Here is a 26,142-nt window from a genome sequence, read left to right as displayed (position 1 = left end):
TGGTGCGAGGCTGTGTTCGCGCAGGTCAGCGCACGCGTCCCCGCGGCTTGAGCGGGATCGACGGGAGCTCCGGGGCCGGGAGGCGGTCGCCCGGGTAGCCGTTTACCTCGCCGAAGCGGGTGCTGCCGCTCTCCCAGTCGAGGCGGGCTTGTTCGATCTCCTCGCCGGATCGGGCGATGAAGTTCCACCACATGACGATCTGTTCGTCGAAGGGGGTGCCGCCGAGGAGGATGGCGCGGGCGGGGGTGTCGGCGGGGTTGGTGAGGGTGAGGGTGGGGCGGTTGGGGGAGGCGTAGGCGAGGTGGGCGGTGGGGACGGGGGTGGCGTCGAGGTGAACTTGGCCCTGGTCGACGAGGAGGGCGTGTTCGTAGGTGGGGTCGACGTCGAGGGTGACGGTGGTGTGGGGGGCGAGGGTGAGTTCGGCGCCGAGGAGGGGGGTGAAGGTGGGGACGGGGGAGGTGTCGCCGGCGAGGGTGCCGAGGAAGACGCGGGCTTCGCCGCCGCCGTCGAGGGGGATCGGGCGGGGGGTGTGGTGGTGGAAGTCCCGGGCGGTGTCGCGGTGTTGTCCGGGGAGGGCGACCCAGAGCTGGACGCCGTGCAGCTGGGTGGTGGCCGGGGTGGAGACCTCGGAGTGGCAGATGCCGTGGCCGGCGGTCATGAGGTTGATGTCGCCGGGGCGGACGTAGGCGTGGGTGCCGAGGCTGTCGCGGTGCTCGATCTCGCCGCTGAAGAGCCAGGTGACGGTCTGCAGGCCGCTGTGCGGGTGCGGGGCGACGTGCATGCCGCCGCTGAGGGTGACCTCGTCGGGGCCGTAGTGGTCGACGAAGCACCAGGCGCCGACCAGGCTGCGGTTGCGCTGGGGGAGGGTGCGACGGACGGTCATGGCGCGGGGTCCGCCGAGGGGGACGTCCCGGGGTGTGAGGATCTCGATGGCCTCGGTGGGCTCTATGGTGAGGTCGTCGCCGGGGGTGCTCATCGCCGGTGTGTCCTTCCGCCTGCAGATCGTTCGAGTTTCAACTATTATGCACGGGCATGCTGATCAGCGGAAGCGATCCAAGCGATCATGTCGAGGAGGAGCGGTTCGTGGACGAGGTGACGGTGGTTCCGGCGAAGTGGCGGGTGTTCATCGACAAGCAGACCCCGGGAGCCTACAAGGCTCTGGTGGCCGCTGCCGAGGCGTCGCGGACGGCGGCGGCCGAGGCCGGGCTGGACCGGGTGCTCGTCGAGCTCGTCAACCTGCGGGTGTCGCAGATCAACGGCTGCGCCTTCTGCCTGGACGTCCACACCCGCGCCGCGCTGCGCGCCGGGGAGACCACCCAGCGGCTCGGGGTGCTGGCGGCCTGGCGGGACACCGAGGTGTTCACCGCGCGCGAGCGGGCGGCGCTGGAGCTGGCGGAGGCGACCACCTCGCCCGCCGACGCGGCCTTGCAGGAGTCCGCGTACGCGGTGGCGCGTGAGGTGCTGACGGAGGACGAGCTGTCGGCGGTGATCTGGGTGGCGATCACGATCAACTCGTTCAACCGGGTGTCGATCATGAGCAAGCATCCGGTGAGGCGCCCGGCTTCGCACTGATCGCCCAGGGGGCGGGTGGCATGCCGGTGCCCGGCGGCCGGGGGTGGGGCCCCGACTGCCGGGCAGGCGTGATCAGTTGATCGGACCGCAGCTGCGGGACAGGAGGACGGTGTTGTACCAGCGCTCGGCGCACGCCTTCATGTGGTGCCCGGGGCCGTCCGGCTGCCAGCCGGACCCGGCGCCGGAGGAGCGCCAGATCTCGTGGTCGTTGTCGATCAGGGTGAAGAGGCAGTGGTACGGGTCCGTCGCGGATGCCTGGGTCGGATTGTTCTCCATGATGTCGTGCCAGCCGCCGTCGACCCACGTGGGCTGGATCTCCTCGAGGGCCGTACAGGAACCGCTGCCGATGGGGTACTCGACGTATCCCTGGACGGCGGAGGCCGGGCCGGCGCCCAGCGCGATGACGGCGGCGGTGCCGATGGTGGCGACCAGGCCGACCCTGGTCTTCCTGCCGATGCGCATGCTGTTTTCCCTTCGAGGTTCTGGCCGTGGTGGCGTCTGGGGTAGATGCTGGTCGCCTTGTCCGAGGACGGACAGCTCTTAAGGTCTGGCCTTAAACGAACCGGGGGAGCGGCGGCATGAGGGTGGCTTTGGCGTTCGGGGCAAGGGACTTGGCCAACGTGCGGTTCGCGGTCTCACCGGTCCAGCACCTGCTGATCGGGCTCCAGCAGGACAGCGGGGCGCCGCTCCCGGCACGGCGGTGGTGGCGGGCGGTCCGGTCCCGGGTGCCGGGCCGGGTGCGGCCGCTGATCGACCTGGTCATGGCCAACCCGCTCTACTTCCCGGACTTCCTGACCCCGCCGATGCCGTTGGACGCCGCCGGCATCTCGATCGCCGACGAACTCGACGTCATCGGCGCGGTCGGCGCCGACCAGTTGCAGGGAGAGCTGGCCCGGTACGCGGAACTCGGGCCGGTGCCGAAGCCCGTCGCGCAGCTGCTCGATGGTGGCGCCTCCCAGCTGAGACGTTTACTGCGTGGGCTCCATGCCCTGTACGGCGCCTGTCTGGCCGAGGACTGGCCCGACATGCTCAAGCTCCTCAACGCCGACATCTGCATGCGCCGGGGCGTCGTCGGCGAGCAGGGGACGGGCCGGATGCTGGCCGGCATCCACCGGGCCTTCAGCGATCCGACGCGCTTCGAACTCACCCTGGGGGGCATCGCCCCGGGGGTCCCGGAACGCCTGGAACGGACGGCGGAGGCCGGGTTCGTCCTGTCCCCGAACCTGTTCCTCGGGGGGATGCTCTCCCCGGCCATCGCCAGCCCCTGGCAGAAGCCGCTCTTCGCGTACACGGCCTCGGAGGCCGTCCAGCCGCCGCCCGCCCGGGTGGACGGCCTGACGGCGCTCATCGGCAAGGGCAAGGCCGCCGCCCTGCGCGCGATCGGTACGGGCTGCACCACCACCGAACTCGCCACCCGGCTGGGAGTGAGCGCCCCCGCCGCCTCCCAGCACGCGACCGTCCTGCGCGCGGGCGGGATGATCACGTCCGTCCGGGACGGGCAGCGGGTCGTCCACTCCCTCACGCCGCTCGCGGTCGGGCTGCTCGCGGCCAACCCGGTGTGACTCTCAGGCGGTCGGCATCGGGTCGACTCCGGTGAAGCGGCAACTGGCGTCCCAGAGGTGGGCGGCGACCACGGGGTCCGCGAGGTGGGCCCACACAGGCTCGCGCCTGGGCCTGCCACGAAGGCCGAAGGCGCGCGGCGCCCACAGTTCCCCTCCCCGGACGGTCGGGTCGAGGACGGCTCGCACGGCGGGCCAGGCGCCCGCGTCCTTGCCCTGGACGAGGACGCCGGCGGGCGCCGCGCGCAGGTGGGCGCCCGGTGTGCGGGTGTGCACGGGCGGGCGCGAGGGGGTGAGGCCGTCCAGGGCGCCGCCGGGATGGACCACGATGCTCGCGACCGTGCTGCCGGCGGCGTGGAGGCGGCGGTCGAGTTCGAGGCCGAAGTGCATCTGGGCCAGCTTGGACCGTCCGTAGGTGCGCTTGGGGCGGTAGTCGTCCCGGGACTGGAGGTCGTTCAGGTCCAGGCGTTCGGACTTCGCGGCGAAGCTGCCCATGGTGACGACGCGGCCGGCCGGGGCGGCTTCGAGGAGGGGCATCAGCCACCGGGTCAGCGCGAAGTGGCCGAGGTGGTTCGTGCCGAACATCAGCTCGTGGCCGTCGGCGGTCTCCTGGCGCGGCGGGTCGTCCAGCGCGACCCCGGCGTTGAGGACGACGGCGTCGAGGGAGGTCGTACCCAGGGAATCGGCGACGGTCGCGAGGGAGGACAGGTCGGCGAGATCCAGCCGTACGGCGCGTAGGCGGGCGTCGGGCACGTGGGTGCGGACGGAGGCGAGGGCGGCCTCCGCCCTGGCGAGGCTCCGGCTGCCCAGGACGACGGTCGCCCCGGTGGCGGACAGCTGCTCGGCGACGAAGTAGCCGATGCCCGCGTTGCCGCCGGTGACGAGGACGGTGCTTCCGTCCGCACGCGGCAGGTGGCGGTGGTCCCAGGGGGTGGTGGGCGATGTGGCTGACGGCACGGCGGTGAGCTCCTCTGTGGGGCAGGCCGCTCACGGTCGGGCGGCCTGCCATCGAGAATTGCAGGAGCCGCCGTCAGATCACCCGCAGATCACCGACAGCACGGTCTCACGCTGTCAGCAGCGGTTCCCCGTAGTGCTCGACCGTGGGGAACGGTGCGTAGAAGTGGTGCAGCAGCGCCCGCCACTGCTCGTACTCGGTGGAGCGGCGGAAGCCCTCGGTGTGGTCGGCCAGCGTCTCCCACTCCACCTGGAGCAGGAAGCGCGAACCACCCCCCTCGTCCAGGCACCGCCGCAGCTCCAGCGACCGGAAGCCCTTCTGGACCGAGATCAACGGCCGGGCCTGTGCGAAGGCGGCGAGGAACTCGTCCTCCCGCCCGGGCCGGACATCGAGCAGTGCGCTTTCGAGGATCATGGAACGCATCCTAGAGGGGCTTGCCCGACGGGCCCGGGCCTGGTCAGGGCCGCAGGTGGCGGTCGTCGAGGAGGCAGAGGTGGACGGTGCCGTGCGGGTCGGCGGGGACGGAGCGGTCGAGTCTTCTCCGCCTTGGCGAAACGATCCGTCAGCAGAGCCTCGGTGCCGCCTGGTCGGCGCGCGGCGTCGTCGGCGGGAGGGCCGCCGGGAGGGCCGCCGGGAGCGGAGCCCGTCTGCTGTAACCGTCCGATGGCATGGCTGTCGGCATCAGATCCCCGTCCCCCGGTTGTGTGGCGTGCGGATCAGCTCTGCCCGCTCGGGGCGATGCCAACCGTGCTGTTGCCCGATCGACTTCCGGCGCCTCCTGGCGTCAGGAGGTGAGGATGCGGGCCAGGCGGGTGGCCTCCGTTCGGACGCGGCGGGGTGCGGTCGGGGCGGTGAGGATGTCGAGAGCGGGGAGGGTGGTGCGGATGCCACTGGCCGCCGCGCACTCGGCGGCCAGGGTGAGGGCGTCGGGCAGGCCCCGTACGGCCGGGTCGGTGACGACCTCGGCGATCAGGGTGGCGAGCACCTCCCAGACCGGCTGGGCGGCACCTCCGCGTGCGGCGTCGGCCAGGACGGGGAGGAAGCGGTTGGGCTTGGCGGCGGTCAGGCGCCAGAGCTCGGCTGTCCACTTGCCGAGCTGCTCGGGGTGCAGCCGGCTGCGGGCGTGGAGCGTCAACAGGGCGTCGAGCGCGGCGGTTCGGTGCTCCGTCCGGGCGGCCGTCAGGCCGTACGCGAGCGCCAGGTGGGTCAGCGGCCCGGGCCCGCCCGGGGCCTCCACGAGTCGGGGGAGCAGGGGGTTGAGGGCGTGGAGGTGGTCCTTGGAGGCGATCGTCTGGTGCACCAGGGAGGGGAGGCCGTGCGCGGCCACCGTCTCGGCGTGCCAGGGCGTGGTCCAGGGCAGCAGGGTGAGCTCGACGGCGTTGGGCGTCCGCATGCCGCTGAAGTGACTGACGTCGGCCGGGTCGGGGAGGGCGTGCATGAGGCCCGTGGCACCGGCGGGGGCGGCGGCGGGTTCGGTGGCGCGGACGTACGGTGCGATGCGCGGCAGTGGCGCGGGCGTCCCGTCGTACGGGGTGCGCTTCTCGCGCTGGCCGGGGTGCTGGGTGTGGAAGGCGTCCGGGACGGGTGGCGGGGTGTCGGACGGCAGTTCGCAGCCGAGTTCGGCGGCTGCGGCGCGGGCGGCCGGCAGCGCGGGTGGGGGCAGTCGGAGCAGGGACTGGGCCAGGTCGGTGGGCCAGGGGAGTACCCCGGCGGCCCGGTGCGCCGCGAGCCGCTCGGTGAACACGGCCGGGTCGACGGTGCCGTCGGGGGCCGTCGGAGTGGCGAGCAGGAGCGGTACGGGCGCGTCGGCGATCCGGGCGGCGGCCTCCAGCACACGCAGGGCGGGGAACGACGCCATGGTGCGGAGGTGCGCGGGGCCGTCGAGTATCTCGGCCGTGTGGAGCGCGGATTGGTGGTCCCGGCCGGTCAGGGCGTCGAGCAGGCAGAGGAGAGCCCCGTTGGGGTGAACTGCCCGCCAGGAGGGGACCGATTCGTCGTCCCGGTGGGAGTTGAGCGGGGCGAGGGCGCTGCGGAGGGCCGGGGCGTCGCGGTGGTGCTCGGTGACGAGGGCGGCGAGCAGCACCTCGAACTCGCCGGGGTCGGGCATCCGGTCGGCCAGGACGGCCGCCAGCCGCTCGGCGAGGTCGAGCGGACCGGTGGGGGAGGCGGGGAGCGCGGTGCGGCTCGCGTGCGGGGCCGCGAACGGCGCGTCGGACGTCGGGTTCGGGGCGCTCGGGTCCGGGGCGCTCGGAGCCTCGGCTGCCAGCAGACGCTGGGCATCGGGCTGGAGCGCGGGGCCGAGGGCGGCTGCCGCGGTGCGTACGGCCTCGGCGGTGGCCGGGGCGACGTCGGGCAGGTGCCGGGCGGCGAGGTGGAGGGCGCGTTCCTGGACGGCCGGAGCCGGGTGGGTGAAGGCGACGCAGACGGCGGGGAGCAGGTCGTCGGCCGTGGCCGGGTCGCGGCGCAGGGTGGTGTCGGCGCGGCTCAGCTGGGTGGTGGCGAGGCCCTTCTCCGGGCGGGCCAGGACGGCGGCCGTCAGCTCGGCGAACACGTCGACGGGGAGGCGGTCGTCCACGGACACCAGCGCGGTCTGGGCCGCCTTGGCGGCGGTCGGTGCTCCGTCTCCGGCCAGCCGGACGTGGTCGCGGGCCCGGGAGAGGACCTCCTCGGCGTCGAGGGCCAGGGCGGCGTACAACTGGAGGAAGCCGCGCAGGTTGCCGGGCCGGTCGCCGCGCAGCAGCGTGCCGAGACAGAGGTCGATCAGTTCGGCGCGCTCGAGCAGACCCTCGCGGGCTACGGAGGCGAGGGCCGTCGGCCAGGCGTCGTCCGGCGCGAGCCCGGGGTGGGAGAAGCGGATGAACTCGCCGCCGACGTCCGGGACTTCGAACAGACGGCGGACGAGCTCGGCCAGCCGGGGCTGGGCACGCAGCCAGGAGAGCAGGGTCGTGTGGTGCGGCACCGGCTCGCGCAGGCCCTGCTCGGCGAGCCACTCGCCGATCTCGCTGTGGGGAGAGCGCATCCCGTTCCCCTCGCGCACCCAGCCGATCACGTACCCGTCGGTGGCGGGGACTTCGGCGCCCGACCGGAGGGCGAGGCCGCGGACGATCAGCCAGCGGTCGCGGTCGCCGCGGGCCGGCAGCCACTCGGCGAGCCGCACCGCGAGTTCCCGGTGGAACGCCTGGTCACGGTGGGGCGGGAGCAGGGCCAGCAGGTGGGCGCGGCAGTCGGGGTTGGTGGAACCGCCGGAGGGCAGGGGCCAGGTGACGTCGAGCAGGCGGCGGTGCGTCAGCCAGTCCAGTGCCTGGGCCGGGGTGGCGGCGGCGGAGAGCCCGGCGAACTGGAGCGCGGCGAGCTGGTCGTAGGCCGCGGAGTACCGGTTCGGGGAGCCGTGGGAGAGCTCGCGCGAAAGCTCCGCGCGGAGCTCCCGCAGCGGGGCGCGGACATGGCTCAGCTCGGCGGCGGGCACGCCGGAGAGCCGCTCGATCACCCCCTGGGGCACCCGGGCGGCGATGAGCGCGCGCAGCTCCTCCCAGCTGATCGCCTCGGTCTTGAGATCCGTCACCGCGCCTCCTCGTCCGGTCCGACTGATGCCCGTGAACATAGCGGTCGCCACTGACAGGCGTGCCTGCGGGCAGCCTTGCCCGGATACCGACTGACCGTCAGGGGGGTTTGAGCGCCCGCATCTCGTCCGAGCGGCGTAGGCGGTGCTCCGCTGGAGGGCGGAGAAGTGCCTCCTCCCGGCGATTGATGACCGTCGGGGAGGCAGCGGAGAGGCTGGGCGGAGACGGCAGGCGGGGAGCCTGCCGCAGTGATGGGGGGATTCATGGCGCGTCGTAGGGTGTCCGTGCTGGTGGCGGCGATCTGTGTGGCGCTGGCGGCGCCCGTCGCCTCGGCGTCGGCGGCTCCGGTGCCGACGCCCGGGCCGGTGCAGGCTCTGCCGACCTTGACCGTCCCGGGGCAGGACGCCCTGATCGGTCTGGACGGGTACAGCCAGGGAGCCGACAGCCAGGGCGCCGACAGTCTGGCGGCGGACAGCCAGGGCGGCAACGGCCAGGGCGACCTCGGTGCCCGGCTGCGGGCGGGCCTGCGGAAGGTGACGGCGGCCGGGGCGGCCGCCTCCTTCGGTGAGGTGGTCGACGAGGACGGGGTGCGGCGGGCCGGCTCCGGCGTCTCCGACCTCCGTACCGGCGCGCCGGTACGGACGGACGGGCGGTACCGGGCGGGCAGCATCACCAAGGTGTTCACCTCGACGACCGTGCTGCAGCTCGTCGGCGAGCACCGCATCGGCCTGGACGACCCGGTGGAGAGCTACCTGCCGGGGCTGGTCCCGAACGGCGCGCACATCACCATCCGCCAGCTGCTCAACCACAGTTCCGGCGTCTGGGACCCGACCAACGAGCCCGACGGGGGCGTCTTTCCGACGTTCACCAACGTCGCCGACGCCCGCAAGTGGATCGAGGGCGGCGGCTTCAAGGACAGCGTCCCGCGCGACAAGGTGATGGCCGCCGCGACGGCGCACGCGCCGTACTTCGCGCCCGGCACCTCCTTCCACTACTCCAACACCAACTTCATCCTGCTCGGCATGGTCATCGAGAAGGTCACCGGGAACACGTACGCCCACGAGATCGAGGCCCGCATCCTGCGCCCCCTCGGCCTGACCAGGACGTACTTCCCCGGCGCCTCGACCGACATCCGCGGCCCGCACGCCCACGGCTACCTCACGCTGGTCGACGGCACCGGGCCGACCGCGCCGCGCACCGACTACGACATCAGCGAGCAGAGCGTCACCTGGGCCACCTCCGCCGGTGAGCTGATCTCCACCACCGACGACCTCATCCGCTTCGAGAGGGCCCTGCTGGGCGGGCGGCTGCTCAAGCCGGAGCAGATGGCGGCGATGAAGACCACCATCCCGATGACCCCGGACGGCTCGCCGAGCAGCGCCAACTACGGGCTGGGGCTGGCCCGGGTCGACCTCAGCTGCGGGCCGGTGTACGGGCACGACGGGTCGATGCCCGGGTACCTGTCGCAGATGTGGTCCTCGGGCAACCGCTGGCTGGCCGTGTCGACGACGCCGAAGGGCGACCCGCAGCAGGTCTACGCGCAGATGGGCGCGCAGTTCGGGCTGATGGAGGACGTGTTCTGCGGCAAGGGCGGCGAGGGTGGCAAGGGCGGCGAGGGCAGCGAGGGCAAGGGCTGACGGCGGTGCCGCCGCGCCCCGGTCGGGCGCGGCGGCCTCCGGCTCAGCCCTCCCCGTCGTCCTCGCCGAGGAACTCCTCGATGGCGCTGATGAGTTGCAGCGGTGTCTCCTCCATCGGGTAGTGCCCGGTGGCGGGCAGGTCGACGGCGGTGGCGTTCGGGTAGTGGCGCAGCCACGTCCCGCGGAGGAACTCGCCCGTCAGCGCCTGGTCCAGCTCGCAGACGAACACCCGTACCGGCAGCGGCAGTCCGGCGATCTCCTCGTGGAAGTCCTCCAGCGCCCAGGAGTCCAGCCACGCGCGGAACGCCTTGACGTCGCTGCGCCCCAGCGACTGGGCGAGCATCCGCGCCACCCACGCGCGCGGCCGCACACCGCTGGTGGTGATGTCGATGACGGTCGCCCGGTTCTCCGGCAGGTCGGCGGCGCCCGCGAACAACTCCCACTGCTCGGGCGGCATCGGGACGCCGGAGGCGGGCACCGGCGCGATGCCGACCAGCCGCCGTACGCGCTCGGGCGCGAGGGTGAGGACGCGCTGCACGACGCAGCCGCCCATCGAGTGCCCGATGAGGGAGAAGCGGTCCCAGCCGAGGGCGTCCGCCGTCGCCAGCAGGTCCGCGCCGCCCTCGGCGGTGGTGTGCCGGCCGGGCAGGTCGCGGGCCTCGCCGTAGCCGCGCAGGTCGACGAAGGCGTAGGTGAAGGCGTCGAGGTCGAGGTCGGGCAGCATGCGCTCGTAGGCGCCGCGGTCGGCGAACCAGCCGTGCACGGCGATCACGTGGTGCGGGCCGTGGCCGATGAGGGTGTGCGGGAGCGGGACGGCGGTCAAGGGCGGCTCTCCTCGGTCGGGTTGTCGGGCACGGCGGTGGTTCTGCCTCGCCGGGCGGGGCGCCAAACGCGACACACCGGACCTCACCCGAACGATCGTTCCGTACAGTGGGCGCAGCCACCGGCCGGTGGTGGGAGGCCGAGGTGGGGACGAGGATGAACGACGGCACGGACGTGGTGCTCAACCTGTGGCGGCAGCCGCTCGAGGCTGTGCCCGCCGGGGTGTGGGACCGTACGGACCTGACCGTCCTCATCCTCGCCGACACCGGGATCGAGGAACTGCCGCCCGGAATCGGCAAGTTGCGCAACCTGAGGACGCTCGACCTCGGGCACAACCTGCTCACCCGCCTCCCCGGGGAACTGGGCGATCTCACCGGGCTGCGCGACTTCCTCTACCTGCACGACAACGCGCTGACCTCGCTGCCGGAGAGCCTCGGACGGCTCACCTCTCTGCGCTACCTCAACGTCGGCGACAACCCGCTCGCCGAACTCCCCGACGCCATCGGTGAGATGGCGGCCCTGCTCGAACTGCGCGCACAGAACGGAAAGCTGACCGCCCTGCCCGAATCGATCGGCCACCTGTGCAACCTGCGCGAACTGTGGCTGCGCGGGAACGCGTTGACCGCCCTGCCGGAGTCCGTGGCGGAGCTGACCGAACTGCGGGAGCTGGAGCTGCGGGACAACGCCCTGGCCGAACTCCCCTCCGTGCTCGCCCGGTTGCCGCTGCTGCGCCGCATCGACCTTCGGTCCAACCGGATCACCGCGCTGCCGGACTGGCTCGCGGAGCCCGGCGCGCTGCCGGCGCTGGAGAAGCTGGACCTGCGGTGGAACGACGTCAGGCTGCCGGTCGCGCTGCTCGACGCGCTGGCGGCGCGCGGGTGCGTCGTCCTGCACTGACCCCCGAACTGCACTGACCCCCGAACTGCGCCGACCCCCGAACCGGCCTGCGGAAAAAGATCGCCAAGCGGGCGCGCGGCCTGCTAGCGTGGAAGGCATGAAGCGCGCTGCACTCGTCACGACGACGCCGGAGAGAGTCCCGGTGCGCTGACTGCTGACCTAGTCCGAAGCCCCGGGGCCGAGTGCCCCGGGGCTTCGTCGTTCCCGCTCCCGCACTCGCCCTGCGGCACACCCGAGCGGAGACCACCCTCATGAACCACCACGACCACCGCAAGCTCGGCCGCGAGTTGGACCTGTTCGACACCGACCCCCTGATGGGCTCGGGCCTGCCGTACTGGCTGCCCGACGGCGCCGCGATCCGGCACGCGCTGGAGGAGTTCATCCGCGAGCGCGAACGCCTGGCCGGCTACCGGCACGTCTACTCCCCGGTGCTCGGCAAGCGCGACCTCTACGAGATCTCCGGCCACTGGGAGCATTACCGCGAGGACATGTTCCCGCCCATGCGGCTCGGCGCGGAGGAGATGGTGCTGCGGCCGAGCCTGTGCCCGCACCACGCCCTCATCTACCGCTCCCGCTCGCACAGCTACCGCGAACTGCCGCTGCGCATGGCGGAGTTGGGCGGCATGTACCGCTCCGAACTGTCCGGTGTGCTGGGCGGGCTGACCAGGGTCCGGGCGATCCAGCTGAACGACGCGCACGTGTTCTGTACCCCGGAGCAGGCGGCCGACGAGGCCGTGGCCGCACTGGAGCTGATCCGTGAGGCGCACCGCGCGCTGGGCGTGGTACCCGTGCGCTACCGGCTCTCGCTGCCTGGCGAGGGCGGCAAGTACGTGGCCGATCCGGCACTGTGGGAGCGGGCGGTCGCGCTGCTGACCGAGGTGCTGGAGCGCTCCGGGGTGCCGTTCGAGGCGGCGGAGGGCGAGGCGGCGTTCTACGGGCCCAAGATCGACGTGCAGATCGCCGACGGCGCCGGGCGGGAGTTCACCCTCTCCACCGTCCAGATCGACTTTCACCAGCCGGAGCGGTTCGGCCTGCACTACATCGGCCCGGACGGGCTCAAGCACCGGCCGGTGATGGTGCACCGCAGCGTGATCGGCAGCGTGGAGCGGGTCGTCGCCCACCTGATCGAGCTGTACGGCGGGGCGTTCCCGGCCTGGCTGGCGCCCGTCCAGGTGGTTCTGGTGCCGATCTCCGAGGCGGAGGTGGAGCAGGCCGAGCGGCTGCGGCGCCGATGCCTGGAGCTCGGGCTGCGGGCCGAGATTGCCGGGCCCGAGTACGGGAGCCTGGGTGCGCGGATCCGGGAGGCCAGGCTGGTGCCGTACCAGGCGGTCATCGGGGCGAAGGAGGCCGTGGACGGCCGGGTCGCCCTGCGGCTGAGGGACGGCCGGCGGCTCGACCCGATGCCCGCCGAGGAGGCCCTGGCGCGGATCGGCGCGCTGGTGGAGGGGTGCGCGCCGCAGCTGTGGGAGGGGGACGGCGCCGGTCAGTAGGACTGGAGCTCGATCAACTGGCCCTCCGGGTCCCGCAGATGGGCGCTGCGCAGGCCGGGGCCCCACTGCGGGCGGTCGGTCGCCGGGGCGACGAGGGAGGCACCGCTGCGCAGGCACAGGTCGAGCGCGGCGTCCACGTCGCCGACGCGCAGGACGAGCATGGCGGCGTCCTGCGCGTCGGCGGCCGGGCGCGCGGGCAGGTGGGCGGTGCCGAGGTCGGCGGCCATGGCGGCGCGGTCGTACAGCGCGAGGACGGCCCGGTCGGCGACGTCCCAGTTGGCGTACGGGCCTTCGGGGGCGCCCTTGGCGAGCTCGGCGCCGGTGAGGGCGGGGAGGACGGCGCGGTAGAAGGTGAAGCACTCGGCGAAGCGGGTGACGAGCAGGCGGGGGTAGGGGGCGTCCACGGGCGAACTCCTGGGTCGGGCGGTGCGGGTGCGGCCGCCGGGGCGAATTAGTGGGTCAGCACCCACTATAGGGATGAACCCTAGACTGTCGCCATGGTTTCCGACGCCCCGCCCCCTCACCAGGACCTGCCGCCCACGCTGCTGGACCTCAGCACGTACCTGCTCTCGAAGGTCGGCAAGGCTTCGCGCACCAGGCTCACCGAGCGGCTGGCCCAACGCGGCCTGCGGCTCTGGGACATGGCCGTGCTGGCCGCGCTGGCCGACTTCGGGCCGCAGGCGCAGCGGGACCTGGTCGGGCGGCTCGGGATCGACCCGAGCGACCTCGCGAAGGTAGCGGACCAGCTCGCCGCCGCCGGGTACGTCGAACGGGCGCGCGACGCGGCGGACCGGCGGCGGGTGTCGGTGTCCGTCACCGCAGCGGGGCGGGCGCTGCTCGCGGAGCTGGATCAGCAGGCGCGGGAGGTGCAGGACGAGGTGCTGGCGCCGCTGGACGCGGGGGAGCGGGAGGTCCTGCAGTCGCTGCTGCTGCGGGTGCACGCGGGGCTGGGGGAGCGGCGCGGGGCGGTGTAGGCCCCGCCTGCCCCCCGGCTGCGAGCGTGACGGCTCATCAGTGTGTCCCGGCGAGGCTTTCAGAGCTGATCGCCCTTCCCTCCCGGGCAGGAGTACGGTCTGATGTCTGGTCAGGAGCGAGGTGCGGGGGCGCGGATGACTGGTGCGGAGATCGCGGTCGGGTATGTGTCGGCCTGGAAGGTCCGTCAGGCGAAGCGGGTGGCCGGGCGGGCCGACGAGGAAGTCGACCGGACCCTCGACGCCGCGATGGACGAACTCCACGGCTTGGTCAGCCGCAGGCTCGGCGCGGACCCGGCGCTGCGCCGACTCTCCGAGGAGGCGGAGCGGGACGAGATCGGTGACCGCACCCGGCAGCGGGTACGGCTCGCACTGGAGGACGCCGTCGAGGAGGATCCCGCCTTCGGCGAGGCGCTGCGCCGTGCGGTGGAGCAGGTGCGGACCCTCGACCACGACTCCCGGGCGTCCGGCGGGGTGTCGGCGGCGGACGGCGGGCTGGCCGTCGGTGGGAACCTGCATGTCGAGGCCGACCACGGGTCGTTCGCGGCCGCAATGGTCCAGGGGGATGTGACGCTGGGAAACCCTTCCCGGCCGGGTCCGCAGCGCCACTGAGCGGGCCCGGAGACAGCACGACCGCATCACTGCACGGCATCACCAGCGTCTACGGCGACCGGGGCGGCGTCGCCTTCGGCTACGTCGGCCAGGTCCACCACCACGCCGCGCCCCGCACACCGGCCACCTGGCCGCACCAGATCGGCGTGATCCCGCCCCGCGCCCTGTCCTTCCAGGACCGGGCCGAGGCCCACCAGCTCCGTGCGGTGGTCGACTTCGGGGGCACGACGGTCCTCAGCCAGGTGCTGGCCGGGACCGGCGGCGTGGGCAAGACCCAGCTGGCCGCCGACTACGCCCGCACCGCCTGGGAAACCGGCAGCGTGGACGTGCTGGTGTGGATCAGCGCGAGCAGTCGCCAGGCGATCACCGCCGGATACGCCCAGGCCGGCATCGAGGTCCTCGCCGCCGACCCGAGCGACCCGGAGCAGGCCGCCCGCGCGTTCCTGGCCTGGCTGGAGCCCAAGCACGGGCAGGAGCCGTGCCGGTGGCTGGTGGTCCTCGACGACCTCGCCGACCCGGCCGACCTGCGCGGCCTGTGGCCGCCCGGCGGGCACGGCCGCACCCTGGTCACCACCCGCCGTCGCGACGCCGCCCTCAGCGGGCAGGGCCGCCGCCTCCTCCCCGTCGGACTCTTCACGCCCGGGGAGGCACGCGCCTACCTCACCGCCGTGCTCACCGCCCACGGCCGCACGGAGCCGGAACAGCAGATCGACGCCCTGGCCGACGACCTCGGACACCTGCCCCTGGGCCTCGCCCAGGCCGCCGCCTACATCGTCGACACCGCCGTCACCTGCGCCCGCTACCGCCGTCTGCTGGCCGACCGGCTCAGGAACCTGGCCGACGTGCTCCCCGAACCCGGCTCCCTGCCCGACGACCAGAGCGCCACCGTGGCGGCCACCTGGTCCCTGTCCATCGAACACGCCGACCGGTTGCGCCCGGCCGGCCTGGCCCGGCCCATGCTCCGACTCGCGGCGATGCTGGACCCCAACGGCATCCCCACCGACGTCCTGACCAGCCGGCCCGCTCTCACCCATCTCACTGCCAACACCGGGCAACCGGCCCCCGCGACGGCCGAGGACGCCGAGGGCGCGCTGCACGCCCTGCACCGGCTCAGTCTGGTCACGTACGTGCCGGGGCAGCCCGTTCAGGTCCACGGTCTGGTGCAGCGAAGCGTGCGCGAGCAGCTTCCGCGGGACCTGGTGGCCCGGACGCTCCGGGCGGCGGCCGACGCCCTGCTCGACGCATGGCCGGAGACGGAACCCGACTTCGTCACCGGCCAGCGGTTCCGAGCCAACACCGAAGCGCTGCGCTCCCATGACGAGCACCTGCTGTGGTCGGACCGCGATGTGCACTACGTCCTGCTCCGGACCGGCCAGAGCCTCGCCCGCGCGCAGCTGTTCCAGGCGACGACGGACCACTACCGGCAACTCGCGGCCATCTCCGCGCAGAAGTACGGCGCCGGCTACGTCCGCACCCTCGTCTGCCGCAGCAACTCCCTCCGCTTCCTGTGGCTCACCCGTCCCGCAGAGGCCGTATCGGCGTACGAGGAACTGGCCGCGGACTGCGCCCGCCTGGTCGGGCCGGACCACTTCGCCACCTTCGACGCCCGTGGTGCCCTTGCCGCCGCCCGCGACCACCGGGGCGATCTGGCCGGTGCGCTGGCCGACTACGAACACCTGCTCGCCGACCACCGGCGCGTCCAGGGCCCGTACCACCGGCACACCCTCGCGGTCCGCTCCAAGATCGCCTCCTTGCACGTCAACAGGGGAGACGAGCCGCGTGCCGCCGCCGTGTACGAGGAACTGCTCGGCGACTGCAGGACCCACCTCGGGCCCCTCGACGACATCACCATGGACGTACGCATGGAGCTCGCCCGCCTGCTGGGTCGGGCGGGCGACCCTGCCGGGGCCCGCGAGCGGCTCGGAGAGCTGCTGAGCGACCATCTGGCGGCGTTCGGCCGCAACGACCTCCGCACCCTGGTGGTGCGGCACGAGCTCGCCAAATGGCGGGCCGCCGCCGGAGACCCGGCCGGAGCCGCCGCCGATCTGGAGGACATGATCGACGAGGCCGTGCCGGTTCTGGGGCCCTACCACGCCGACCTCTCCGCCGCCCGTTACACCCTGGGACTGCTGCGCGATCAGGCGGGCGACGCCACGGCGGCACCGGCCGGCATCAACGAGTCCACCCGTGTGTTCGAGGAGCTCCTCGGGCCCGACCACCCACTCGTCGTCCAAGGCCGCGCCGTGAGCCTCGGGTGGCAGCACGCCTTGCTGGAGAGCGATCCGGTCACCGCCCTCCGGGTCGTGAGGGAGGAGACCGCCGCCCTGTGCGCGCTACTGGGCCCCGACGACCCCCAGGTGCTGATGCTCCGGCGTTTCGCCCTGGGCATCGAGGGCGCGATCGGCGACCCCGGGCGGGCAGCCGAGGAGTTCGCCCTCCTGGCCGCCGACTACGGGCGGGCCCTGGGCCCCGACCACCCCGAGACCCTGGTGACCCGCGTCAAGCTGGCCGACTGGCGAGGAGAGGCGGGCAACCATGCCGAAGCGGTCACCGAGCTTCGCGTCCTGCTCGCGGACATGGCCCGGATCCTGGGACCGCACCATCCGGAGACCCTGAGCGCCCGAGCGCTGCTTGCCAGGAAGCTGCACGCGGCGGGGGATGCCGAAGCGGCCGTCGCGGCCTACGAGGAGCTGATCGTCGTGCACCGCCAGGTGCTGGGCGCCGACCACCCGGACACCCTCGCGACACGTATCGCCCTCGCCGACCTCCGTGCCACGGACGCCGAGGCGGACGAGATGCTCCCCGTCTACCAGGAGCTGACCACGGACTGCACGCGCATCCTGGGCCCCGACCATCCGCGAACGCTCGACCTGCGCGGCCGCCTGCTGACCTGCCGGTCGGAGGCAGGCGACCCGGCAGGGGCAGTCGAGGACTACCGCGAACTGCTCCACGACTACCGGCGGCTCATGCCGCCCGACCACCTCGAGGCCCTGCCCGTCCGTGTCACCTACGCCGCGCTGCTCGCGGTCAGCGGAGACTTCGTCGGGGCGGTCGCCGCGTACGAGGACCTGCTTCCGGTCTCCTTGCGGATCGTGGGCCCCGACCACCTCCTGTCCCTGGCGGTCCGCGGCTGCCTGGCCGAGGCGATGGCCCGGCGTGACCGTGCCCCGGCCGACTGCCGCGTCGCCTTCGGCGCGCTCCTCGACGACTGCACGCGCGTCCTGGGCCCCTCCCACTACCTCACCGGGGCCACGCGGGCCTTCCGGGACGCGCTGTCCCCGAGCGGCTCGGCAGTCCCGTCCACCACGTACGACAAGCTGATCAGCCGGTACGCGAAGGCCGAACGCTCCGGCCGTGCGGCGCCGCCGGCAGCCGGGTGCTGAACGAACCGGCGACTCCCGGCCGGAGGGAGGGCTACGGGATTGTCGAGGCGGGCGGCGCGGGGCGTCGTGCTCCGGCGAACTCGCCGGCCCAGCGGGGTACGTCGAGGACGTGCTCGACGCGGGCGATCAGGGTGCCGGTGCGCTCGGCGTGGATCATCGCGCCCTCGCCCGCGTAGATGCCGACGTGGTGCAGCGGGGCGTCCGGGCGGGAGAAGAACAGCAGGTCGCCCGGGGCGAGGTCGGTCCGCTCCACCGGGGCGCTGCGGTGGAACTGGGCGACGGTGTAGTGGCCCAGCTCGACGGTGCCGTGGCTGGCGCGGTACCAGCAGTAGAGGGAGAGGCCGCTGCAGTCGAAGCCGACGGTGCTCTGGCCCATGCAGACGCCGTTGAGGTAGCCGTTCTCCTCGTCGCAGAAGCCGAGGCCCGCGCCCAGGCGGTCGCCGCCGCCCCAGGCGTACGGGACGCCGAGCTGGGAGGCGGCCACGGCGGCGACGCGGCGGCCGAGGGCGGCGGCGGGCGTGGTGTCCTCGGTGCGGGCGCCGGCCGGTCGGGCGGGTTGGGCCGGTTCGGCTTGGGCAGGGGCGGTGGCGGCGAGGGCCGGGGCGAGGGCCGGGGCGAGTCCGGCGCCGAGGGCGAGGCCCAGCATGCGGCGGCGGCCGACTCCTGAGGTCCGGTTGTCGTCGGACTGCGGGGATTCCATCGGTGACTCCATGGGCTCCATCGCTCGACTCCCCGAAGTGTGGTGCGGTGCGGTGCGGAAGGGACCAGGATTCCGGGTCGGCGGGTCCGGCCGCCATCACCCGTGCAGGTGAATCGCGAACGCACGGGCCCTACGGGGAACGGGAGTTCGTGCGAAAACCGATTGACCGTCGGCCCGGTCAGGCCAACCATGGGCGCGAACGTTCGGTCCTGTCGTCCCGCTGTCCTTCTGCCCTTCTGTCTTTCTGTCCCTCGAGTGTTGGAGGTCCCATGAGCTCGCACGTGAAGCTGATCCGCAATTCCCGGCTGACCCCTGCCGTCGACTACGCCTATGCGGCGCTGGTCGAGGCTCCGGTCCGCTCGCTCTGGATGGCCGGTGCCTGTCCGCTGGACGAGGAGGGGAAGACGGTGGGGGTCGGGGATTTCGAGGCCCAGGCCCACCAGGTGATGCGCAATCTGATAACCGCGCTGGAGGGTGCCGGTGCGGGGCTCACCGACATCGCCAGGACCACCGTGTACGTGGCCTCCTCGAACCAGGCCGACCTGGTGAAGGTGTGGAACGTGTATCGCGCGTACATGGGCGAGCACGACGCGCCGAGCACCCTGCTCGGGGTGGCCGTACTCGGTTACCACGACCAGTTGGTGGAGGTGGAGGCCATGGCGGTGCTGGGCTGAGAAGCAGGTGGGGCTGCCTGAATCCGAGAAATAAAACCGATCGTTCGGTTTTAGGGCTGGCTCCAGGTGGTCGATGAAGGGGCGCGCACGTCGCCGAACGGTGCGCGCCCCTCGATTTCCTCACAGGTGGGCGACTGTGAGGTTCCTGAGAACCCTCTGAGAAAGGGGCGGGTGGGGGCAGAGATACGGATGTGGCGATCGTGAGGGTTGATCGTGTCGCCTTCGGGTGACCCGTCGCTAAGATACGGGGTGTTTGGTTTGGTTTTGTTTGAGGGACGGCTCAGGGCGGGGTGGTTGCGGTGGTGCGGCAGGAGCGGGCGGTTCGTACGCGTCGGCTGATCCTGGAGGCCGCGGCGTCGGTCTTCGACGAGCACGGGTACGAGGGCGCCACCATCGGCGAGGTGGTCGCCCGGGCCGGGGTGACGCGGGGCGCGGTGTACTTCCACTTCGCCTCCAAGCGGGATCTCGCCCAGGGCGTGGTGGAGGAGCAGTTCACCCAGGACGGCGTCCCCGAACGAACCTGCAAGCTACAGGAGTTCGTGGACACCGGTATGGTGGTGGCCCATCTGATGCCGCGCGACCCGCTGCTCAGTGCGGGGGCCCGTCTCTCGCTCGGTCAGGACGTGCTGGACGACCTCGGCGGCGCGATCCCCGGCTGGATCGGGCGGATGGAGGACCTGCTGGTCGCGGCCGGCGAGCGCGGGGAACTGCTGCCGCACGTCGTCGCGGCGGACACGGCCTGGCTGCTGGTCGCGGCCTGGACGGGTGTGCAGATCCAGTCGCAGAAGCTGTCCGCCCGGGCGGACCTGGAGGAACGGGTGTCGGGGCTCTACCAGCACCTGATGCCCAGCATCGCGGTGCCGGGCGTGCTGGCCGCCCTGCGGATGGGGCCGGAGCGCGGCGCCCAGGTGGTGGCCGAGGTGGAGGCTTCCCGCGAGACGAGCCTGGGCAGCTGACCGCAGCTGACTGCTGCTGTCCGCGCCGGACTGCGCCTGACCCTCCCTCATAAACAAACAGTACGTTCGGTTTTCTGTTGACAAACCACATGACCTGTTTTTGACTGGTCGCAGTTGCCCCAGGGGTGTCGACCCGGGTGCCGGCCGCAGCGTACGCGCCTGCGGTGTTCCGTGTGATGTGGGGGATGGTCAACGTGGAAATTCGGGTGCTCGGGGAGCTGGACGTCCGGGTGGGCGGGATCTCGGTGGTGCCGTCGGCGCCGAAGCCCCGGCAGGTGCTGGCACTGCTGGCGCTGCGGGTGGGCGAGGTGGTCCCGGCCTGCCTGCTGGCGGAGGAGCTGTGGTCCGGCCGTCCGCCGCGCAGCGCCCGCACCACCGTGCAGACGTACGTCCTGCAACTGCGCGAACTGATCGACCGGGCACTCGCGTCGGGCGCGGCGGATGGAGCGGCGGAGCGGGCGAGCGCCAAGGACGTCCTGGCGACCTCGCCCGGCGGCTACCGGCTCAACGGGGGCGGGGGAGCGGCGGACGTCGCGGAGTTCGAGCGGCTCGCCGGACTCGGCTACTGCGCCATGGACGCCGAGGACCACGCGCTCGCCGCGAGCCGGCTGGCCGAAGCCCTGGCCGTGTGGCGCGGCCCGGCCTTCGCCGACGTGCCGACCGGCGGCCAACTCGCCGTCGAGGCCAAGCGGTTGGAGGAGTCCCGGCTCTACGTCCTGGACCAGCGGATCGAGGCCGACCTCAGGCTCGGCCGCCACCGCGCCCTGATCGCCGAACTCACCGTCCTCGTCGACCGCTACCGCACCCACGAGGGCCTGCACGGCCAGTACATGATCGCCCTGCACCGCTCCGGCCGACGCGGCGAGGCACTGGAGGCGTACCAGCGCCTGCGCACCACCCTGGTACGGGAGTTGGGCATGGAACCGGGCCCCGGGCTGCGCCGCCTTCAGCGCGCCATCCTGCTCGCCGGCCCCGAGCGGGAGCCCACCGAACCCACCGAACCCGCCGAGCCCGCCGCCCCCGGTGAGGCGGGTAGCCGGGCGGCGAGGCTGAGCCGCGTCGGCTGACGGCACCGGGGGCCTGCGAGGGCCGGGGCCGGGACACGCCCGGCGGCGAGGTCGAGCGGAGCCCGAGTCCGGATGTCAGTGCGACTCGCGATGATGTCCGTATGAACGACGACGCCTCCCTGGCCACCCCGCAGCAGTACGCCGACGCCGTCTCCACCGCCGTACGCGCGGCCGGGGCCTACTACGGCGACGGCTCCACGCCGCTCGGGGACGACGAGTACGACGCCCTGGTGAGGGCCATCGAGGCGTACGAGCAGGCGCACCCCGAGGAGGTGCTGCCCGAGTCGCCCACCGGCAAGGTGGCCGGCGGCGCGGCCGTCGGCGACGTGCCGCACAGCACCCCGATGCTCTCGCTCGACAACGTCTTCTCCGCCGAGGAGCTGGAGTCCTGGGCCGCCGGCCTGGAGCGCCGCCTCGGCCGGCCCGTCGCCGCCTGGTGCGTCGAGCCGAAGCTGGACGGCCTCGCCGTCGCCGCCCGCTACCGGGCCGGCCGCCTCACCCAGGTCCTCACCCGCGGCGACGGCCTGGCCGGCGAGGACATCACCGCCGCCGCCGAGGCGGTGCTCGGCCTGCCCGCCCAGCTCACCGAGCCGGTCGACGTCGAACTGCGCGGCGAGGTGCTGCTCACCCACGAGCAGTTCGAGGCGGCCAACGCCGCCCGCACCGCCCACGGCGCCACCCCCTTCGCCCACCCGCGCAGCGGCGCCGCCGGCACCCTGCGCGCCAAGGACCGCGCCTACCGCGTCGAGCTCACCTTCTTCGGCTACGACGCCCACGGCCTGCCCGGCCTCGACCACGCCGCCCTGCTCGCCCGGATCGCCGAACTCGGCGCCAACACCGCCGCCACCACCGAGGCCGCACCCCTGCGCTGCGCCACCCTCGAGGAGGTGCAGCGGCGCATCGACGAGATCGCCGCCCTGCGCGCCGCCCTGCCCTTCGGTATCGACGGCGTCGTCATCAAGGCGGACGCGGTCGCCGACCAGGAGGCCGCCGGCTCCGGCTCCCGGGCACCGCGCTGGGCCGTGGCCCGCAAGCTCCAGGCCCAGCACAAGGTCACCAGGCTGCTCGGCGTGGAGTGGAACGTCGGCCGCACCGGCATCATCGCGCCCCGCGCCGTCCTCGAACCGGTGGTCATCGACGGCGTCACCGTCACCTACGCGACGCTGCACAACCCCGCCGACATCGAGCGGCGCGGCCTGATGATCGGCGACCAGGTCTTCGTCTACCGCGCGGGCGACGTGATCCCGCGCGTGGAGGCGCCACTGGTCGAGGAGCGCACCGGCGCCGAGCAGCCCATCGTCTTCCCCGAGGTCTGCCCCCGCTGCGGAGACTCCATCGACACCTCCGAGCAGCGCTGGCGCTGCGTGCGCGGCCGCGCCTGCCAGGCCGTCGCCTCCGTGATCTACGCCGCCGGGCGCGACCAGCTCGACATCGAGGGCCTCGGCGGCACCCGCGCCGTCCAGCTGGTCGAGTCGGGCCTCGTCGCCGACCTCGCCGACCTGTTCACCCTCACCAGGGAGCAGCTGCTCACCCTCGACCGCATGGGCGAGACCAGCGCCGTCAAGCTCCTCGCCGCCATCGAGACCGCCCGCACCCGGCCGCTCAACCGCGTCTTCTGCGCCCTGGGCATCCGCGGCACCGGCCGCACCATGTCCCGCCGGATCGCCGCCCACTTCGGCAGCATGACCGCCATCCGCGCCGCCGACGCCGAGGCACTCGCCGGCGTCGACGGCATCGGCACCGAGAAGGCGGCCATGGTCCTGTCCGAACTCGCCGAGGTGGCCCCGCTGCTGGACCGCCTCGCAGCCCAGGGCGTCGGCACCCAGGTCACCGAGCCGACAGCAGCCGCAGCCACACCCGCCCAGGACCAGGCGGGCGAGACCACCACGACCGACGCGGGCCCGCTGGCCGGGCAGAGCGTCGTCGTCACCGGCAGCATGACCGGCGCCCTCGCCGAACTCTCCCGCAACGCGATGAACGAACTCATCGAACGCGCGGGCGGCAAGGCATCCTCCTCCGTCTCCAAGAAGACCAGCCTGCTCGTCGCAGGCGAGAAGGCCGGCTCCAAGCGCGCCAAGGCCGAGGAGCTCGGCGTGCCGATCATGCCCCCGGAGGAGTTCGCCGCCCTGGTCGCCGACCACCTGGCCTGAGGGGCAGGGCCCAGTTCGCCGTGCCGCGCAGCGCCGTCCTGGCAGGATGGGCGGTATGGAACGTGTGCTGGGGATCGGTGGGTACTTCCTGCGGGCGGCCGACCCGGAGGGTCTGAACGCCTGGTACCGCGACTGTCTGGGGCTTGACGCCGATGAGCACGGTTTGTGGCGTCAGGCGGACGGGCCGACGGTGTTCGCGACGTTCGAGTCCGGGACGGAGTACTTCGGCTCCGGCTCGCAGCAGACCATGCTCAACTTCCGGGTCCGCGACCTGGACGCGATGCTGGCCCAGCTGCGAGCCAGGGGAGCCGAGGTGGCCGAGGAGATCCAGGAGATGGAGGGCGTCGGTCGATTCGGCTGGGTCACCGATCCCGAGGGCAACCGGATCGAGCTGTGGCAGTCGGCCTGACGGCCTCCTCGTACGCGTAGTCGTTCAGCGGACCCAGGCGCGGGTGAGGGCCTGGACGGCGGAGCCGTCGAGGTCGGCGAGCTTGGTTCCGCTGAACTCCCGGGCCCACTGGGAGGTCTGGACCCGGAAGGCCGGCCGCTCGTCGGTCAGGGCCGTGACGATCGGGGCGGCGGCCTCGGCCGGGGTCTGGGCGTTGGCGAAGGAGGTCTGGGTGCGGGAGAGGTACGCCTGGAGGGCGGGGGCATAGGGCCCGGCCTCGCTGAGCAGGGCGGGGATGTCCAGACCGAGGTTGGCGACGAACTCGCTGGCCACCGCGCCCGGCTCCACCACGGTCACGGAGACGCCCACGGTGGCGGCGACGGGGGCGAGGGACTCCATGAAGCCTTCGACGGCGAACTTGGCCGCGCAGTACGCCTCGTTGAAGGGCTGGCCGACGACGCCGCCGACGCTGGTCACGGTGATGACCCGGCCTCCGGAGGCCCGCAGGTGGGGGAGGGCGGCCCGCGTGGTGGTCACCACGCCGAAGAAGTTGACCTCCATGACGGCGCGGACGTCGTCCAGGCTGCTCTGCTCGATGGTTCCGACCCCGGCGGCGCCGGCGTTGTTGACCAGTGCGTCGAGGTGGCCGTGCTCGGCGATGACCTCGTCCAGGCAGGCGGCGACGCTCTCGGGGTCGACCACGTCCAGGCGCTTGACCTGGACGCGATCGGCGACGCCGTCCTCGTCGGCGGCCTTGAGCAGGGCCTCGGCCTTGCCGGTGTCCCGCATGGTGGCGATGACGGTCCAGCCGGCGCGGGCGGCGCCGACCGCGGCGGCCAGGCCGATACCGGAGGACGTGCCGGTGATCAGGACGGTCTTCTCGCTGGTCATCAAGGGTTCTCCCTCAGACGTAGTCGTCGTAGCTGAGCCGTAGCTAACCGGAGAGCTCCCCGGTTAGCTACGACGGTAACCGGGGAGCTCCCCGTTTGTCCAAGTAGACTGGTGACCCGACGAAAGGAACAGCCAGTGACGAGCAGCCCGGGTCCGCTGCGAGCCGACGCCCGCCGCAATCGGGAGCGCATCCTCGAAACGGCCGTCCGCGCCTTCGCCGAGCAGGGACCGGACGTTCCCTTCGACGCGATAGCCAAGGCCGCGGGCGTCGGCTCGGCCACCCTCTACCGCCACTTCCCCACGCGTGGCGCACTGGTCGAGGCGGCCTACCGCAACGAACTGGCCCGCGTCTGCGACGGCGCCGCGGAACTCCTGGCCGAACTGCCTCCGGACCGCGCGCTGCGGCTGTGGATGGACCGGTTCATCGACTATCTGGCCGCCAAGCAGGGCATGGCGGACGCCCTGCGCGCCGCAGTCGCGTCCGGCGCGGACCCCTTCGCCGAGACCCTCGAGAAGCTCGGCACCGCGATCGACTCCCTGCTGTCCGCCGGTGCGGAAGCCGGCCTCCTGCGGTCGGACGTCGACGCCTTCGACGTCGGCCTCAGCCTCACGGGTATCGCCCAGGTCACCAGCGCCCCCGCCCAGCGGGACAGGGCTGGCCGGCTCCTCGACCTGCTCCTCGACGGACTCCGCTACGGGACGGGCCGGTAGCAGCTCGCCCGGAAGGTTTGATCATCGGTGCCGGGCATGCGGTAAGGTGTCCGGCGCCGAGTACGACCGCGACCGAGGGAGGTGAGCCCCATCAACGGAACGTCCGAGCGGGTGCTCCCGGAGCGCGGCCGCGTGGGCGACGTACACGCCTAGCGTGCACGTGCCGACGCGTCGACGGCCCTGACGGGAGCCCTGGCGGATTCCACATCGCCTCCTCCCGATCTCCTCAAGGGGTCCTCTGTGCCGGTCTTCTCCTCCTCCGCCCTCCGATCCTCCGTGGTGGCCCGCCTGCGCGCCGCCGGCTGCGTCTTCGCCGAGGACGAGGCGCGCATCCTGCTCTCCTCCGCCGCCACACCCGCCGAACTGGCCGCCATGGTCCGCGCCCGCGCCGAAGGGCAGCCGCTCGAACACGTCGTCGGCTGGGCCGAGTTCGCCGGGCTGCGGATCGCCGTCGACCCGGGTGTCTTCGTCCCGCGCCGTCGCAGCGAGTTCCTGGCCGCCACCGCCACGGCGCTCACCGCTCCGGGCGCCGTCGTCGTCGACCTTTGCTGTGGCAGTGGCGCCCTGGGTGCGGCCGTCGCGCACGGCGCCGCGCACCCCGTGCGGCTGTACGCGGCCGACGTGGACCCGGCCGCCGTCCGCTGCGCCCGCCGCAACCTCGGGCCCGCCGGAGCCCGGGCGTACGAGGGCGACCTGTTCGACGCCCTGCCCGCCGCCGAACTGCGCGGGCACGTGGATGTGCTGCTCGCCAACGTCCCGTACGTCCCGACCGGGGACATCGAGCTGCTGCCGCCCGAGGCCCGGCTGTACGAGGCCCGGCCGGCGCTGGACGGCGGGGCGGACGGGCTGGACGTGCTGCGCCGGGTGGCGGCCGCCGCGCCGCAGTGGCTCGCGCCGGGTGGGGCGCTGCTGTTCGAGACCAGCGAGCGGCAGCTGCCGGGCGCGCTGGTGGTGGCCCGGGAGGCCGGGCTGGTGGCGGAGGCCGTGCACGAGGAGGAGCTGGACGCCACGGTGGTCGTGGCCCGGAAGCCGTGAGTTCGGGGGCGGGCGGGGTGGATGTTTGACAGGCTCAACCTTTGAGCCCTAGCGTCGCGGTTGCTTCACGTGATGAACCTTCCATGCGTGCAAGCGCACACCCCGCCCGCCC

At 73.1% G+C, this 26,142-nt stretch carries 24 protein-coding genes; 15 read left to right on the top strand and 9 right to left on the bottom strand.

The features are described from left to right. Window positions 1–25 precede the first annotated feature (25 nt). The gene (locus ACIBCA_RS01115) at window positions 26–976 is read right to left on the bottom strand and encodes a pirin family protein (RefSeq protein WP_396280650.1); all 951 of its coding nucleotides are present in this window, start codon (window positions 974–976) and stop codon (window positions 26–28) included. A gap of 56 nt (window positions 977–1,032) precedes the next feature. Here ACIBCA_RS01115 and ACIBCA_RS01110 point away from each other — a divergent pair, with 56 nt between their 5' ends. Further along, complete coding sequence (locus ACIBCA_RS01110) at window positions 1,033–1,572, top strand: carboxymuconolactone decarboxylase family protein (RefSeq protein WP_396280649.1); 540 nt, start codon at window positions 1,033–1,035, stop codon at window positions 1,570–1,572. Between the two features lie 72 nt (window positions 1,573–1,644). Here ACIBCA_RS01110 and ACIBCA_RS01105 read toward each other — a convergent pair whose 3' ends face one another. Continuing rightward, a complete protein-coding gene (locus ACIBCA_RS01105) occupies window positions 1,645–2,034 on the bottom strand; it encodes a hypothetical protein (RefSeq protein ID WP_396280648.1) in 390 nt (129 codons plus the stop codon). Window positions 2,035–2,150: 116 nt separating this feature from the next. Here ACIBCA_RS01105 and ACIBCA_RS01100 point away from each other — a divergent pair, with 116 nt between their 5' ends. Further along, entirely contained in the window at window positions 2,151–3,134 is a 984-nt protein-coding gene (locus ACIBCA_RS01100; protein ID WP_396280647.1) for an ArsR/SmtB family transcription factor, read from the top strand. Between the two features lie 3 nt (window positions 3,135–3,137). Here the strand turns inward: ACIBCA_RS01100 and ACIBCA_RS01095 are convergent, their stop codons facing one another. The 3 genes from ACIBCA_RS01095 to ACIBCA_RS01085 all read right to left on the bottom strand — a co-directional run bounded on the left by ACIBCA_RS01095 (window position 3,138) and on the right by ACIBCA_RS01085 (window position 7,648). Continuing rightward, window positions 3,138–4,088 carry an SDR family NAD(P)-dependent oxidoreductase gene (locus ACIBCA_RS01095; protein WP_396280646.1) on the bottom strand — a complete coding sequence of 317 codons (951 nt, stop codon included), beginning with the start codon at window positions 4,086–4,088 and terminating at the stop codon, window positions 3,138–3,140. A gap of 106 nt (window positions 4,089–4,194) precedes the next feature. Then, on the bottom strand, window positions 4,195–4,500 hold the full coding sequence (locus ACIBCA_RS01090; protein ID WP_396280645.1) for an antibiotic biosynthesis monooxygenase family protein: 306 nt from the start codon (window positions 4,498–4,500) through the stop codon (window positions 4,195–4,197). A gap of 370 nt (window positions 4,501–4,870) precedes the next feature. Beyond that, entirely contained in the window at window positions 4,871–7,648 is a 2,778-nt protein-coding gene (locus tag ACIBCA_RS01085; protein ID WP_396280644.1) for a DUF6493 family protein, read from the bottom strand. A 261-nt stretch (window positions 7,649–7,909) separates the two neighbouring features. Between ACIBCA_RS01085 and ACIBCA_RS01080 the strand changes: the two genes are divergently transcribed. Then, window positions 7,910–9,283 (top strand): serine hydrolase domain-containing protein, encoded by a 1,374-nt coding sequence (locus ACIBCA_RS01080; RefSeq protein ID WP_396280643.1) that lies wholly within the window; start codon window positions 7,910–7,912, stop codon window positions 9,281–9,283. A gap of 43 nt (window positions 9,284–9,326) precedes the next feature. On the opposite strand, the gene ACIBCA_RS01075 is transcribed toward ACIBCA_RS01080, so the two are convergent. Continuing rightward, entirely contained in the window at window positions 9,327–10,106 is a 780-nt protein-coding gene (locus ACIBCA_RS01075) for an alpha/beta fold hydrolase (RefSeq protein WP_396280642.1), read from the bottom strand. Window positions 10,107–10,261: 155 nt separating this feature from the next. On the opposite strand from ACIBCA_RS01075, the gene ACIBCA_RS01070 reads away from it, so the two are divergent. Together ACIBCA_RS01070 and thrS are read left to right on the top strand one after the other, a co-directional pair. Continuing rightward, window positions 10,262–11,002 (top strand): leucine-rich repeat domain-containing protein, encoded by a 741-nt coding sequence (locus ACIBCA_RS01070; RefSeq protein ID WP_396280641.1) that lies wholly within the window; start codon window positions 10,262–10,264, stop codon window positions 11,000–11,002. Window positions 11,003–11,253: 251 nt separating this feature from the next. Further along, complete coding sequence (gene thrS / locus ACIBCA_RS01065) at window positions 11,254–12,492, top strand: threonine--tRNA ligase (protein ID WP_396280640.1); 1,239 nt, start codon at window positions 11,254–11,256, stop codon at window positions 12,490–12,492. On the opposite strand, the gene ACIBCA_RS01060 is transcribed toward thrS, so the two are convergent. After that, the gene (locus ACIBCA_RS01060; protein ID WP_396280639.1) at window positions 12,486–12,896 is read right to left on the bottom strand and encodes a VOC family protein; all 411 of its coding nucleotides are present in this window, start codon (window positions 12,894–12,896) and stop codon (window positions 12,486–12,488) included. The genes thrS and ACIBCA_RS01060 overlap by 7 nt on opposite strands. 93 nt (window positions 12,897–12,989) lie before the next feature. Here ACIBCA_RS01060 and ACIBCA_RS01055 point away from each other — a divergent pair, with 93 nt between their 5' ends. From ACIBCA_RS01055 to ACIBCA_RS01045, 3 genes are all read left to right on the top strand, one after another. Further along, a complete protein-coding gene (locus ACIBCA_RS01055) occupies window positions 12,990–13,466 on the top strand; it encodes a MarR family winged helix-turn-helix transcriptional regulator (protein WP_396280638.1) in 477 nt (158 codons plus the stop codon). A 135-nt stretch (window positions 13,467–13,601) separates the two neighbouring features. After that, the gene (locus ACIBCA_RS01050; RefSeq protein WP_396280637.1) at window positions 13,602–14,075 is read left to right on the top strand and encodes a hypothetical protein; all 474 of its coding nucleotides are present in this window, start codon (window positions 13,602–13,604) and stop codon (window positions 14,073–14,075) included. Window positions 14,076–14,221: 146 nt separating this feature from the next. Then, complete coding sequence (locus ACIBCA_RS01045; protein WP_396280636.1) at window positions 14,222–17,458, top strand: tetratricopeptide repeat protein; 3,237 nt, start codon at window positions 14,222–14,224, stop codon at window positions 17,456–17,458. Between the two features lie 31 nt (window positions 17,459–17,489). Here the strand turns inward: ACIBCA_RS01045 and ACIBCA_RS01040 are convergent, their stop codons facing one another. Beyond that, complete coding sequence (locus ACIBCA_RS01040) at window positions 17,490–18,158, bottom strand: C40 family peptidase (RefSeq protein WP_396280635.1); 669 nt, start codon at window positions 18,156–18,158, stop codon at window positions 17,490–17,492. A 269-nt stretch (window positions 18,159–18,427) separates the two neighbouring features. On the opposite strand from ACIBCA_RS01040, the gene ACIBCA_RS01035 reads away from it, so the two are divergent. The 5 genes from ACIBCA_RS01035 to ACIBCA_RS01015 all read left to right on the top strand — a co-directional run bounded on the left by ACIBCA_RS01035 (window position 18,428) and on the right by ACIBCA_RS01015 (window position 23,414). Then, the gene (locus ACIBCA_RS01035) at window positions 18,428–18,832 is read left to right on the top strand and encodes a RidA family protein (RefSeq protein ID WP_396280634.1); all 405 of its coding nucleotides are present in this window, start codon (window positions 18,428–18,430) and stop codon (window positions 18,830–18,832) included. A 299-nt stretch (window positions 18,833–19,131) separates the two neighbouring features. Then, window positions 19,132–19,788, top strand: a complete 657-nt coding sequence (locus ACIBCA_RS01030) for a ScbR family autoregulator-binding transcription factor (protein WP_396280633.1) — start codon at window positions 19,132–19,134, stop codon at window positions 19,786–19,788. Between the two features lie 194 nt (window positions 19,789–19,982). Next, complete coding sequence (locus tag ACIBCA_RS01025) at window positions 19,983–20,855, top strand: BTAD domain-containing putative transcriptional regulator (RefSeq protein WP_396280632.1); 873 nt, start codon at window positions 19,983–19,985, stop codon at window positions 20,853–20,855. A gap of 101 nt (window positions 20,856–20,956) precedes the next feature. Next, window positions 20,957–23,005, top strand: a complete 2,049-nt coding sequence (gene ligA, locus ACIBCA_RS01020; protein WP_396280631.1) for an NAD-dependent DNA ligase LigA — start codon at window positions 20,957–20,959, stop codon at window positions 23,003–23,005. A 55-nt stretch (window positions 23,006–23,060) separates the two neighbouring features. Further along, window positions 23,061–23,414 carry a VOC family protein gene (locus tag ACIBCA_RS01015; protein WP_396280630.1) on the top strand — a complete coding sequence of 118 codons (354 nt, stop codon included), beginning with the start codon at window positions 23,061–23,063 and terminating at the stop codon, window positions 23,412–23,414. Between the two features lie 24 nt (window positions 23,415–23,438). On the opposite strand, the gene ACIBCA_RS01010 is transcribed toward ACIBCA_RS01015, so the two are convergent. Then, window positions 23,439–24,284, bottom strand: coding sequence for an SDR family NAD(P)-dependent oxidoreductase (locus ACIBCA_RS01010; protein ID WP_396280629.1), 846 nt, complete (start codon window positions 24,282–24,284; stop codon window positions 23,439–23,441). 135 nt (window positions 24,285–24,419) lie between these two features. Between ACIBCA_RS01010 and ACIBCA_RS01005 the strand changes: the two genes are divergently transcribed. Both ACIBCA_RS01005 and ACIBCA_RS01000 read left to right on the top strand, forming a co-directional pair. Next, complete coding sequence (locus ACIBCA_RS01005) at window positions 24,420–24,995, top strand: TetR/AcrR family transcriptional regulator (protein ID WP_396280628.1); 576 nt, start codon at window positions 24,420–24,422, stop codon at window positions 24,993–24,995. A 240-nt stretch (window positions 24,996–25,235) separates the two neighbouring features. Further along, entirely contained in the window at window positions 25,236–26,030 is a 795-nt protein-coding gene (locus tag ACIBCA_RS01000) for a putative protein N(5)-glutamine methyltransferase (protein ID WP_396280627.1), read from the top strand. Window positions 26,031–26,142 lie beyond the last annotated feature (112 nt).

The sequence above is a fragment of the Kitasatospora sp. NPDC051170 genome (genome assembly GCF_044455705.1).
Classification (GTDB): domain Bacteria; phylum Actinomycetota; class Actinomycetes; order Streptomycetales; family Streptomycetaceae; genus Kitasatospora.
Note: the sequence above shows the minus strand (reverse complement) of the source record. Positions and strands in the feature narration are given on the sequence as shown.